Here is a 12,819-nt window from a genome sequence, read left to right as displayed (position 1 = left end):
GCTCGGCGGAGGAATTTACAGATGACACCGAATAGAAAAAACTGGTCAAACTAGTCAAAGTTTTACCTGAGATTTTGACCACATTAAAACCTAGTTGTGGAGGGACTTGTAGCCAACTTGATTAATGTTGCTGCTTGGCTTTTCGACCACTTTGGAAGTTAATAATCTGCTGTTTCTTGAAAAATGTATCTCTCCCGGCGTTGAACACCCTTCCGTCAAATTTTTGTAGTTCTTTCCACACATCTTTTTTTTTCGTGTTTCTAACCACTAAGGGGTCTTTGTCTTTTAACCATTCGATCAATGCCTTCTCTCTTTGGTCCTGCTTGGTCTCTTTGGCTGCTGGGTCAGGCTTTAGGAACTGATCAATACGCTCCAGATCTGATTCTCGAATAAAAACATGGCTTAAGCCAATGCCCTTAAAATCAGATGGAGCGGTAAGTAACTTACTATCTGCATGTATCTGATATAGGCAGTCGGTTTGCTGATATTCAATCAATTCATCAAAACCTTCTATGTCTTTAAAGAGGTCAATTTCGTTCAACACACCTTTGAAGAGCTTGTCGAACTGATCTACATTGGAAATCGAGAGCATCTGCCCTCTGGTAAAAACCATTTTTTGTTCTTTCTCATGAAATCTTCTTTCTTGAGGAGGTTCATCCACTTCTTCATATCCCCAGCGAATCATGTGTACATATTTATCAGTTTGATTGGCGGCATAAAAAAGCATGTTTTTTCTTATACCTTCGATAAAAATTTTTTTAAGCTGCGCAGGAGATTTAATGTGCTTTTCTGCATCCGAGAAAGGAACTAGGTCAAAAAACGAGATTCTTTCATTGGCCATTGCTTTTTAATCCATCCAAGTAGTCAGCCCACTCCTGCATCATTTTTGTTCTCTCAGGCATGAGTTCAGCTTTATTGTATGTGGCCCTTATACGGTCTTTAGAGGCGTGTGCGAGCTGTAATTCTATTGCATCAGCATTGTAACCTAGTTCATTTAACAGGGTAGAAGCAGTATGCCTGAAACCGTGAGAAGTCATCACGCCTCGTCCAAGGGCTTCGCCAGTGTCTTTGTCTTTTATCTTGATGATTGCCTGGTTCAGGGTGTTTTCGCTCATAGCCTTACCGGTTCGCTGCCCGCAAGAAGACAAGAAAACTAGTTCGCCATTCCCTGTCAGTGACCGCATCTGATCAAGTATGGAAAGTGCTTGTGTAGACAGAGGGACTTTGTGCGGACGATCCATCTTCATTTCATCATCTGGAATGGTAGCTAACCGTTCATTGAGGTCTATATATTCCCATCGTAAAAAACGAATGTTGTAAGGCCTCAGCATAGTTAGTGAGGCGAACTGTAGTGCTTTCTTAACGGAGTAATCGCCTTGATAGGCATCGATGCTTTTTAGTAGTGCGCCATATTGGATTGGGTCCGTTATATGAGCAAAGTTTGCTGATTTCTTCGGCTTCGGTAGAAGTTCGGCAATTGTTGCCGCAGGGTTGTTCTGAATTAGCTGTAAGGCCAGTAGGTAGTTGAATGTTTGACGACAATAAGTGGCTAGGTCTTTGGCAGTTTCTCTTTTTCCTGCATCTGCTATTGGTTTGAGAAGGTTTAGTAAGTCTACTGCTGTGATGGTATCCACGGTCTTCTTATCTAGCGGGGTGAAAAGGTGCCTCTTCATTTTGGCCAGTTTCTTAACTGCTGTGGAAGGTCTGAGGTCCTGGCTGTTCAGCATCTCTTGAGCGTAGTAGCTAAATGGTTTTGTTAGTAGCTCTTGTTCTTTTGCTTTGTCTCGAGGGTCAGAGCCGCTGAGAACAAGGTTTCTAGCCTCTTCATGGAGCTTTCTGGCTTCAGCTAGGGTCATGGTAGGGTATTGACCAAAAGTCAGTGTGGCGTACTTCTCATTGAACTTGTAGTCATAGCGAAAAGACTTGCTTCCCTTGCTGGTCGTATGAACATACAAGCCACCGCCATCAGCTGTTTTGTAAGCCCTGTCCTTGGGCTTTAGGTTTTTAATTTTTGTGTCTGTGAGAGAGCGTTTCATCTGATTGTCCTACACTGTCCGATACCCTATATGATACCCTAAAATGCACAGGGTATGGCAAGACTTCTCAGGACGCTATTATTTATAAATCAATATAAAACAATAAGATATGGTCTTTATTGGATGGTGCTGGAAGTGGGTTTGACTTTCTCCAGGCGCGCCACTTTTTCATGCCGTATTTTTACTTCATCCCCGTTGCGATAATGAGATATTCACACATATCTTGAACGGAGGGTGAGACCCCCGACTGGGGTTCGAGCCGAGCGAAGCGAGACAACGGAGCGTAGCGACGGCCCGAAGGGTGAGGTGAAGCCGAATCATCCCTTTTTAAAACAGCGACTAGGACGCCTGCGGCTTCTAGTGGCGAGAACGCTGCTTTATCAGCTACTAGGAAAAGCTCAAATCCTTTCTATTTCGTTTCTATTCAGTTATTGCTAACCCATCCATCTGAGCCAAAGACGCACCCAAGAACCGTTTGCGGGGCTTATTCATCGGTGACTACGCTGTTCACAGTGTCGGAGGGGGATGTGTTATTATCTCTATCGTTTCGGAGAGTTTTATATGGATTGAAAAAGGACATAATGTCGTGAAGGAAGTACTTTGCTCTTGGATTCTTGCACTTGGATTACTTTACACCTTTATACTGCCGGGATTGGCTTCTGCAGAGTCAAAGTACCCTCAGGTAGAAGTGTTAACATCGCATTTTAAACCCTACAGTTACCTAGAAAATAATGAGCCGGTTGGTTATTCAATTTCACAGGTGAAAAAGGTTTTTGAGCAGTTGGATTACAATCCGAAAATAGGGATTGTAAAGTGGAAGCATGTATACAATCGCTCATTACATCGGCCTAATATACTGATCTTTTCTTTGCTTAGAACTCCAGAGCGAGAAGATAAATTCCACTGGATTGGCAAAATTGGAGAGGTTGAAACGTTTCTTTTTAAGAAAAAGGGAAATGTCGAAGTTACAGTGTCGTCCCTTGATGAGGGTAAGATGTATATTACCGGAGTCATTGAGCGTGATGCTAAGGGTAAGTATCTCTCCAGTAAAGGGTATAACCTTTTTCCGCTAACTAGTCAGGCCTCCGCAATTAAGTTACTAATGCGCGGGCGTTTGGATCTGATTTTGGGAGACAAAAGGTCTTTGCTACACGATTTAAAGGAGCTGGGGTTACCTAGTGATACTTTGATCCCAGTATTAAAGCTGGAGGAAGTTTCCAAACCCATATATTTGGCGTTTAGCAAAGGCACCTCTACTGAGCTAGTTGAGGATTTCAGGAGTGCATATATGAGAGCTTTTCACCAAGAGTGAATAAGCAAGGCACTCGTCTAGTCTGATGTTTGCGCTTTCAAGCAGAAACCCTTGGCGCCACTTTTTGCATCTCCCTATCTCATTGTTCCTATTCAGTGATTGCTAACTCATCCATCTGAACCAAAGATGCACCCAAGAACCGTTTGCGGAGCCTATGCAACGGATGGTCACTCTATAGTCACAGTGCCGGAGTTGAGGGGCTTTATGTTTGTAGATCCGTCTCCGGGCAAACGGTCTACAATATGCTCGGTTCATACAGTACCAATCTTGACTTATACCTTAACTGAGTTGTTAATTACTCGATGATACTCTTCATTATGGACTCAGCTAGCAGGTAATAATGAACAACCCTGATCAGAGCTTTTTAAATGACATAAAGCAGGAGCAACTCCATCTCCTATACAAGGCTCTGCCTATGTCGCAAACAGTCGCGATGGTCAATGCTGCTGTTTTAGTGTTTTTCTCCTGGGGCCTTTTACCGTTCAGTGTAATAACCACTTGGCTCAGTATATGGTTGTTGGTGACCTTGATAAGGCTCCTGGATTACAAAAGCTATACGAGAACTTCAGATAATAGAGAGGTTAACTGGGAAAAAAGATTCATATGGGGAGCTGGTGGCTCTGGCGTGGTTTGGGGCGCTGCCGCCTGGGTTCTTTTTCCTGAGGAATCAGCTGCCCACCAGATGTTAGTCATTTTTGTTCTTGCGGGTATTACCGCAGGAGGACTAACAACTCTTTCTAGCAATAAAAAGGCATATATAACATTCCTTTGTTTGGCCTTATTACCGCTTTCAGTACGCTTATTTTTATCTGACTCTACAGCCGGCTTGATGATGGGGGCTCTGGTTCTTTTATATATAGGGGCTCTGATAAGTGCGGGGAAGCTACTTCACAATAATATCAAACAGAACATTCTCTTGCGGTTACAGGCTGAAGTCCGTGAAAAAAAGCTTGCTGAAAATGAGGTGATGTTGATTGCTGCTAATGAGGCTGCTGAGGCTGCAAATGAAGCTAAAGGTGCCTTTCTCGCAAATATGAGTCATGAATTAAGAACGCCTATGAATGGGATCATAGGAATGACTCATCTGGTTATGCAGTCAGACCTTAGCAGTGAGCAGAAGAATATGGTTGGTAAGGCGCATACATCTGCTAAATCGTTATTGGCAATTCTTAACGATATTCTTGATTTCTCAAAGGTTGAAGCAGATAAGCTGGAGCTTGAAAGTGTCCCTTTCAACCTGAGGGCTGTGTTGAATCAGGTTATTCAATATACAAAACCTGCAGCGGAGGAAAAGAACATCTCACTTCGAGTGAAAGTGAAGTTAGTGCATAAAGAAAACTTTATAGGGGACCCGGTCAGATTGGGGCAGGTGCTCACTAATTTGGTTGGCAATGCAATAAAGTTTAGCTCTACCGGTTCTCATGTGACTATCAGGATCGTAGAAAACGATGCAACAAAGACAGATAGGCACGCATCTGTCACTTTCTTGGTTGAAGATGAAGGTATCGGTATCTCAGAAAACCAACTGGATATGCTGTTTCAGCCTTTCACTCAAGCGGATGTTTCTACAACCCGGAAATACGGGGGGACTGGGCTAGGGCTCACTATTACTCAAAATCTGGTTTCTTTAATGGGAGGACGTCTGAGCGTAGAAAGCCAGCCAGATGTCGGAAGTTCATTTGCTTTTACTTTAGATTTTCTAATTGCCAGGGAGCATGGTCAGGAGGAATTGACTGATAAGAAATCTGAAGCGGATTCTCTTTATCAGGCTTTACACGGTAAAAAAGTTTTACTTGTTGAAGATAATGAAATTAATCAGCAGGTTGCGGAAGGGATTCTGAAACAGCAGAAGATCGATGTGGTTATCGCTAATCATGGTCAGGAAGCAATTGAGTTCTTGAGCACGGGCCATTTTGATGCGGTGCTGATGGACTGCCAGATGCCTGTATTAGATGGATATGAGGCAACAAAAATTATTCGTTCTAAAGAGAGTGATGACCGTATACCAATTATCGCTATGACTGCTCATGCGATGAAAGGTGATAAGGAGAAGGCTTTGGGTGCAGGAATGGATGACTATATAACCAAACCAATTGATCCATCCCAGATATGGGAATGTTTAAGTAAATACTTTACATAGTTTGATTTTTTATATCTCTAACCTCTTGTTATTGCTAGCCTTTCCTGCTGAGCTTGCAGAGCACTAAAGAACCGTTTGCGGGGCGTATACATCCGTAGGTCACAATATGCTTACAACGCCGGTGGAATGATGGGTAACAAGCACATTGACGCTAGGTGATAGTTGGCATTAATGATGTGGTTTTCGGGCAATTACGAAAACACTTATATCATCCATGCCGTGATGCCATTGGGTTTCAATTGCAAAACCGGCATTTTTCAATTCATCTATCAGTTGGGTCTCTGACATTATGAAAATATCAGGCATAAGCCCTAAGAGCTTACCGATAGGGGCTAGCAGTTTCAGAAACCGTAGATATGAGTTTCCAAGACAACCGGTGCTGCTGACAAAAATCCCTCCCGGTTTCAGAATTCTAGCAACTTCTCTCAGCGTCTCTCCTCGGTTGGGTAATAGGTGAATAACATTTAAGCCCAACACAGCATCTAGACTCTCTGATCCTGCATTAAATTCGGTTAGGGTGCCTCTTGAAAAGTTAATGTTATCAACATTAGCGGCTATGGCCTTTCTGCGGCCAATTTCCAACATCTTTTCAGATATATCTAGCGCATCGATATGTTGCACATGTGCTGAGTGCTCAATCGCTGTTGTTCCTGTGCCACAGCCAAATTCAAGAATACGCATGCCGGATGAAAAGAGTTTCTGAGTTTCAAGCAGTTTTCTCTTATAACTTTCTTCGTCAGAGATCGGGCTTTGGGAATATCCCTCAGCTTTTTTATCCCAAAATGGATCAGATTTGCTCATATATGGCTCTATGAATTGTTACGACTTTAGGTTTTGGTGCTTAAAACTCTACTAGAGAGTAAATAAATTTTATAACACGTATTTATCGTATTAAGAGCTTTGTGTGATGGAAAATGCGTTAATAGACCTTCAGGCGAAGGTCCTGACTATAGGCCGTTACCTGCTGGCAGGGCTTATGACCTATCCCCTGCAACAACCGCTAATAATCTGCTTGTCGGCGGGGAGCTTAGCTGAATAACCTCCCTGCTTACACGTGCTGTTGTTCCCTCAGTTGTAGTCAGCTCTTACTCCTGAGCCTTTGTGTGTTAATGCTATGATTGGTTATCCGAACCGGGGGACATTACATGCAACGCAGTTTGAAAATAATAGCGATTATATTCTTCGTAAATTCATCCAGCCTCTGGGCGCATTCAGGTGCCACAGGAATCGTCAAAGAACGTATGGATAACTTCAAAGAGTCTAAAGCGTCCATGAAACTTTTGAAAAAGGCTGTCCGCAATAAAGACTTTGACGTAATCGTTAAAGAGGCGGGGTCTATTCATCGTTGGGCAGAAAAATTGACCACTTACTTTCCCGAAGGGTCTAATCCGCATCCATCAGAAGCGCTGGATCTGATATGGAAGGAAATAGATCGATTTGAATTACGGGCCGTTGATCAGTTAGAAGCGTCAGGTCGTCTCCGTCAAGCCGGCATGGAGAGAGACTCTAAGGCTGCGGCATCAGCTTTTTCAGAGTTAGGAAAGTCCTGTAAAGCTTGCCACAACGATTACCGGGAGTAACTACCTCGTCTTCTTCATTTGGCTCAATCAGGTCAAAATGCTGGAGGAAGCATTGCTGAGAAGTGGTTGGTCAGCCTATAGAATCTCAATCTAAAGTCAGGCTACGTAGAAGGAGGTTCGCTTCCGTTACGATTGGAGGCTGGAGAGATGATTGTTTGTTGTCGGGCGATTGTTCTTTAACAGAATTGTCCACTAACTCCCAGCCTTCTGTAATGTCACTTTTCCAATGAGCACTGCAAATATCACAACTATAGCTTTTAATATGCCCAAAGCGCGCAGTTTTTGTTAGGTGGGGGTGACCTTCTCTGCGGAAAAATAAGTTCTTACAGTATCCGCATAGTGAGCTGGGTGCGTGAAGCCTCATAATCGAACCTCCTTGTTAGGTAGATAAAAAGATTAGCTAAAGCTATAACCAAAGCAAATAGGAAAAATTCTTAATTTTAATCTCCAACTCGTTACTTAAGCCAAAACACTCACATGCATTGTTAGCGGAACTGGCTCACATACTGGCAACGATATGGTTACGCTAAGAAGGTTGGTTTTGAGGACTTATGGAGCAATGTTTGAGGATTGATGCTATCAATAATAATTGTGGTTGTTTGTGATTTTCGAGCATTTGGAATGTATATTCAGCTTCCCTTGAAGCATCAAAATAAAAAGGCTGGTTAGTGAAGACGTCTACTGCAAAAGATATAGCTCAGAGCCAAGTGATAAAAGTACGTGAGGATGATTCTATCCGTTGTGCCGTTGAGCTGATGTATAGGGAAAACCATCGTGATGTTATTGTCGAATCAACCAATAACGATCATCGTTTTGGTTTGCTAACTGCCAGCGATCTCATCCGTTTGAAGGTATTGCAAGTAGACTTCTCTCAACCTATCAAATCCATCAAGTACGATAGGGTTTTCTCGATTTCTGAAGATACACCGCTTGAAGAGATACTCGAAGAGGTGAATCACGAGGTTGAATGTCTTTGTACAACGGATCAGCGGGGAGAGTTAACAGGGGTCGTTTTTTATGCTGATATTATCTCCAGTATTGACCCTCAAGCCTTACTGGAAAAAAGGATGATTAGCGAGATCATCCTTAATCAGCATATCAAAAAAGCCCAAGTTACAGATGAAACAATCAATGTGATCAGCCTAATGGATCATCACCTGAATGACTGTGTGCTTTTATACGATAACAATGAGCCTGTGGGCATTATAACGACAAAAGACATTATTAAGCTTTTTGGCGAAAAGCTTGATCTGCAGCTGCCCATTTCGAAATATATGAGCACACCTGTTGAAACGATTCGTTATAACACCTCCATTAAAAATGCATTGGATTTCATTCGTCGGAAAAACTTCAAGCGGTTAATTGTTGAAGATCGAAATGCAACTGTTATTGGGCAGATTACACAAGGGGAACTGATTAGCCGAGTCTATTCCCGGTGGACTGATATGGTTAGGGACAACGATGACCACCTTAAAAAGCTTAATAAAGAACTAAAAAGCAGGGCCACAAAATTCGAAGAGCTTTCTATTGTTGATCATCTGACCGGTATCTATAACCGGGCTAAGTTCGAATTTGAGCTACAAAAAGAGATTAACCGGGTTGAGCGCTATAAAACAGAAACGTTTTCCATCGTGTTTTTGGATATTGACCACTTCAAACAAGTGAATGATAAGCATGGGCACGCTGTTGGAGATATTGTGCTTCAGCAAGTCAGTCGACATATGCAAAATCAGATGCGCTTGACGGATGTTTTTGCTCGATGGGGAGGGGAGGAGTTTGTTGTTCTTCTTCCGTCTACCTGTTTAGAAGACGGATATGTTGTTGCTGAAAAATTGCGAAAAAGTGTAAATGAACTGCCTCTGGAAGGGGTTGGTTCAGTGTCCTGTAGTTTCGGTGTGGCAGCATTCAGTGAGGGAGATACATTCCATACCGTTATTCTTCGAGCAGACCAGGCGACTTATAAGGCAAAAGCGAACGGAAGAAACCGGGTTGAGGTTTCTACGGTATAAAAGTGCTCACTTTATTATCGTTCCAGTTCAGCTTTTTTCTTAGTCAATCCGCCTGAGTCAAAGGCGCACGTGAGGTCTTGCGGGGCCGTGTTACCCGTGCGACACATTTTTTATCTGGTTCAGATATAGATCTGCAAGATCACAATCATCACGGTTAGCAAATAAGTTACTGAGCCTTGAGGCTATTTCAGGGGTAGGTGTAAATACTGACGCAGAGACAATTTGATTTTTGTCTTGGCGAAGAAATGTAGGCACTAAAGGTGATACTTGAATGTAAAGTGATCCGTCCTCTTTGTACGCTACATAATATGAATCGTGATGAGAATCAGGATGATCTTCTGCAACTATTTTACCTGTCCGGCATGTTGCGGCTGATCCAGTCTCACCCGCAGCAGTGGGTTCGAGTATGTCTGTTGGATCTGCTACTGCCAGAAGAGAGCTTATCTGTGCAGTAGATAGAGTGGGTTGCTCAGATAGATTGTTCTCTGAAGACGCATCACCCCAAGCCGCATCAAATAGACTGAAGCTGATCTGAGTGCATAAAACTGTCCCTGCAATTATGACAACGGGTAGTGGTAGATATTTCATGGCTAGTCAGTGGTTATTTGCATCAAGATGATCAAATCTTATACGACCGATCGGTCGGGATGAATAAAAAGTCTTGCTTTTTGTAAGGGCTTTGTTTGTTTCTTGATCTAAATCAATCTGTGTGGAATCGCTTTCAATTTCAGATAACGGTAATTGTAAAGAGTGAGAGATAACGGCATTTGCTATGCCTGTCTATCTTCGCCAATAGATTAGGTTATGTGGCTATTCACTCATTGCCCCGCTCTGGTCACAGTGCAGGAGGGGTATAGTCGCTATAAAATTGAGAGTTTTGTTGCTGTTGTTTGGAGAGGGGGCTAGAGATATGAAAGCCTTGTATAACATGGCAATCCAATTGATCTCTTACAAAAGCTAGCTGTTCCTCTGTCTCAATTCCTTCAGCAAGAAGGTTGAAGCCCATCCCTCGTGCTAGACCTGAGATTTCTTTAACGATATGTGCATCATCAGGATATTTAGGGAGACCATCGATAAAATCCTTATCTGCTTTCTCTTTAGCCTATCCGCCCACGTAACCGGCTCATCATTAGACCTGTTTGCAGGGTGAATATCTCGCAGGATAGGAACTCTATATCTCATTTAACATTATGATTTTTATGACATTTCCTTGCTATATGTGCGGTTATTCGCATTGGTATTTTAATTGCTTAAGTGTTCGTTAGGGTATCGAAATTAATCAGCTCTATAGCTGGGTTTCAGTACGGGAAACTCCTTATACGGATTTATTCTCTACAACCTAATTCCGAATAGCCCCTATTCATCATTGATTGGGGAATTTTAGGGTTAGTAGGGGCTAATAAGTATATCTCCATCGCATTCCTCAGAGGATTGAGAATAGCTTTGGATGTTTATGGGGCAAAGCGCTCAAGGATGGTGCGAATAAATTTATAACGACCAATTCAAGATGGAAGTAGTTATGTCGAATGTGCTCTCAAAACTAAGTATCAAAAGTAAACTCTTTATTAGTTTTGCAACGATTCTTGCTGTTCTCTGTATTTCATATCTACTGACGTTCTCACGTTTGCAGCATATGTCAGAAACTCAAGATGATGTTCTTCTGGTACGTACCCCTGTTGTGGCGAATATTCTGCAGTTTGTTGATGGGGTCCATCTATCTCTTGCAGGGTTGCGTGGATATATGATTCTTGGGGGCGCGACTGATAAAGCTACATTATTCAAAAATGAACGAGCATCTGGTTGGACTAAAATTGATGAGTCGTTAACACAGCTTGAGAGTTTTGATGTGCTTTGGGAATCATCTGAGAACCAAGCCCGCTTAGCGAAAATCAAAACATTGGTTGAAGAATTCAGAACTGCACAACAACAAGTAGAAGATATATCGCATACAGCAGATAACATACCGGCCTTCAAAATGTTGTTAACCGAAGCAGCCCCTCTTGCAGGTGATATAGCGGCGGCTATAACTGATACGATCAATATTGAGGAAACATTACCCGCCACTCCACAGCGTAAGTACCTGTTAAAGCTGATGGCTGACAGCCGAGGCTCCTTTGCTCTAGGCCTTGCAAGTGTTCGTGCGTATTTGTTGTCCGGGGATCTCTCTTATGCAGATAACTTTAGGAAGCGCTGGGAGACAAACACCGCGCGCTTAGAAGAACTGCAAACGATGTCCTATCTATTCGAGGGCGCACAAGCAGATGCCTGGAATAACTATGTAACAAAACGTCAGGAATTTTCGGCCTATCCAGAAAAAATGTTTAGCCTGCGGCAAGCGGAAGATTGGAATAAGGCTAACTTCTTATTGGGCACTGAGGCTGCACCAAGGGCAAATAAAATTCTGAAAATTTTAGCCGAGTTAAGAAAGCAGCAAGATCAAATTCTGGATAAAGACAATAAAGCATTGCACGATGATTACGATTCAGTGCTGCTATGGATGTTCGTTGGTTTGGTCATGGTCGTGATCATCGGTATTGCTATTTCAATGATACTGGCGGGTTCAATTTCAAAAGCGGTCGATCAAGTCGTTTTTCGCACCCGTCAGATCGCCAAAGGTGACCTCACTACAGCGGATGTTGAGATCGATGGAGATAATGAATTTGCAAAGCTAAACAAAGCCATCAATCAGATGAATACGGGTTTGAATGATCTCGTATCTAAAGTTACCGGCTCAAGTCTAGAGATCGCTTCAGCATCAGAACAGATGATGAGTGCATCCACCGCAAGTTATAACGGCATGAAAGATCAACAGTCGGAAGCTGATCAAGTTGCAGCGGCAATGAATGAGATGGTTGCGTCTGTTCATGAAGTTTCCTCCTTTGCTCAGAATGCATCAGAGCAAACATCCCAGGCTGAAGTCATTGTTGGTGAAGGCCGTAACTTAGTTGATTCCAACTCGCAGAGTATCCAAGAGCTTACTCAAAATATTCAGAATGCAGCCGCAGTGATTGATGAGCTGGGCAATGACACCCAGGGTGTCAACGAGATTGTGAATGTGATCAATGAAATCGCTGAGCAAACTAATCTGCTCGCACTCAATGCCGCTATCGAGGCTGCTCGTGCAGGAGAGCAGGGTAGAGGTTTTGCTGTAGTAGCTGATGAAGTTAGAACCCTTGCTTCGAGAACACAGGTATCAACTGAAGAGATTGCCTCACTTCTTGATCGTGTTACAAATCGCGTAAATGAAGCCGTGGTAGTTATGGAGAAAAGCCAAACAAGTGCTGAGCAAAGTGTACATCAAGCCCAGAAAGCCAGCACCTCTTTCTCTGAGATTCACTCAGCTGTTACTACTACGACCACTCTCAATATTCAGATCGCAAATGCAGCTAAAGAACAAAGTGATGTTGCTGAAGAGATGAATCAGAGCATTGTTCGAATTCATGATGCTTCCTCATCGACAAAGGAGAACGCTGCCGAAACTAATAAGTCTGCAGAGCGACTTAAAACTCTATCGTCAAACCTGCAGCAACTGGTTAGTCAGTTCAGGTTTTAACCTAGCCATGGTTAAAAGCAGCCCCCGATCTTATTTGTCGGGGGCTGCCCGAGTCATCCCTTCAGTTTTTAAGCTATGAGCTCAGACAATTTTGTCTGTGATTGTCGGTTCTATATAAAACGAACAACCATCTCTATGAAATAAGCACCCTAAACTACCTGCGGTGATTTACATGTAATTAGAGTATCC

General features: G+C 42.9%; 9 protein-coding genes, 1 other RNA gene and 1 pseudogene. 6 read left to right on the top strand and 5 right to left on the bottom strand.

Annotated features, from left to right (window positions below):
* Positions 1-121: 121 nt before the first annotated feature.
* Together GY843_RS06680 and GY843_RS06675 are read right to left on the bottom strand one after the other, a co-directional pair.
* A complete protein-coding gene (locus GY843_RS06680; RefSeq protein WP_297307798.1) occupies positions 122-841 on the bottom strand; it encodes a hypothetical protein in 720 nt (239 codons plus the stop codon).
* On the bottom strand, positions 831-2,036 hold the full coding sequence (locus tag GY843_RS06675; protein ID WP_297307796.1) for an integrase arm-type DNA-binding domain-containing protein: 1,206 nt from the start codon (positions 2,034-2,036) through the stop codon (positions 831-833). The genes GY843_RS06680 and GY843_RS06675 overlap by 11 nt, the downstream gene beginning before the upstream one ends.
* Positions 2,037-2,250: 214 nt before the next feature.
* On the opposite strand from GY843_RS06675, the gene GY843_RS06670 reads away from it, so the two are divergent.
* From GY843_RS06670 to GY843_RS06660, 3 genes are all read left to right on the top strand, one after another.
* A non-coding RNA gene (locus tag GY843_RS06670) (RtT sRNA) lies at positions 2,251-2,371 on the top strand.
* 251 nt (positions 2,372-2,622) lie between these two features.
* On the top strand, positions 2,623-3,348 hold the full coding sequence (locus GY843_RS06665) for an ABC transporter substrate-binding protein (protein ID WP_297307794.1): 726 nt from the start codon (positions 2,623-2,625) through the stop codon (positions 3,346-3,348).
* A 340-nt stretch (positions 3,349-3,688) separates the two neighbouring features.
* Positions 3,689-5,488: an ATP-binding protein gene (locus GY843_RS06660; protein ID WP_297307792.1), complete on the top strand. Its 1,800-nt coding sequence runs from the start codon at positions 3,689-3,691 to the stop codon at positions 5,486-5,488.
* Positions 5,489-5,656: 168 nt separating this feature from the next.
* Here the strand turns inward: GY843_RS06660 and GY843_RS06655 are convergent, their stop codons facing one another.
* Positions 5,657-6,289 (bottom strand): class I SAM-dependent methyltransferase, encoded by a 633-nt coding sequence (locus GY843_RS06655; protein WP_297307790.1) that lies wholly within the window; start codon positions 6,287-6,289, stop codon positions 5,657-5,659.
* A 344-nt stretch (positions 6,290-6,633) separates the two neighbouring features.
* Here GY843_RS06655 and GY843_RS06650 point away from each other — a divergent pair, with 344 nt between their 5' ends.
* Together GY843_RS06650 and GY843_RS06645 are read left to right on the top strand one after the other, a co-directional pair.
* A complete protein-coding gene (locus GY843_RS06650) occupies positions 6,634-7,068 on the top strand; it encodes a cytochrome c (protein ID WP_297307788.1) in 435 nt (144 codons plus the stop codon).
* 668 nt (positions 7,069-7,736) lie between these two features.
* A complete protein-coding gene (locus GY843_RS06645) occupies positions 7,737-9,077 on the top strand; it encodes a diguanylate cyclase (RefSeq protein ID WP_297307786.1) in 1,341 nt (446 codons plus the stop codon).
* Positions 9,078-9,167: 90 nt separating this feature from the next.
* Here the strand turns inward: GY843_RS06645 and GY843_RS06640 are convergent, their stop codons facing one another.
* Positions 9,168-9,665: a hypothetical protein gene (locus tag GY843_RS06640; protein WP_297307784.1), complete on the bottom strand. Its 498-nt coding sequence runs from the start codon at positions 9,663-9,665 to the stop codon at positions 9,168-9,170.
* Between the two features lie 247 nt (positions 9,666-9,912).
* Positions 9,913-10,158, bottom strand: a pseudogene (locus GY843_RS21005) (EAL domain-containing protein); the annotation flags it as partial.
* Between the two features lie 438 nt (positions 10,159-10,596).
* On the opposite strand from GY843_RS21005, the gene GY843_RS06635 reads away from it, so the two are divergent.
* Positions 10,597-12,630, top strand: a complete 2,034-nt coding sequence (locus GY843_RS06635) for a methyl-accepting chemotaxis protein (protein ID WP_297307782.1) — start codon at positions 10,597-10,599, stop codon at positions 12,628-12,630.
* Positions 12,631-12,819: the final 189 nt, after the last annotated feature.

Source organism: Neptuniibacter sp., assembly GCF_024231755.1.
In the GTDB taxonomy this organism is placed as follows: Bacteria; Pseudomonadota; Gammaproteobacteria; order Pseudomonadales; family Balneatricaceae; genus Neptuniibacter.
Note: the sequence above shows the minus strand (reverse complement) of the source record. Positions and strands in the feature narration are given on the sequence as shown.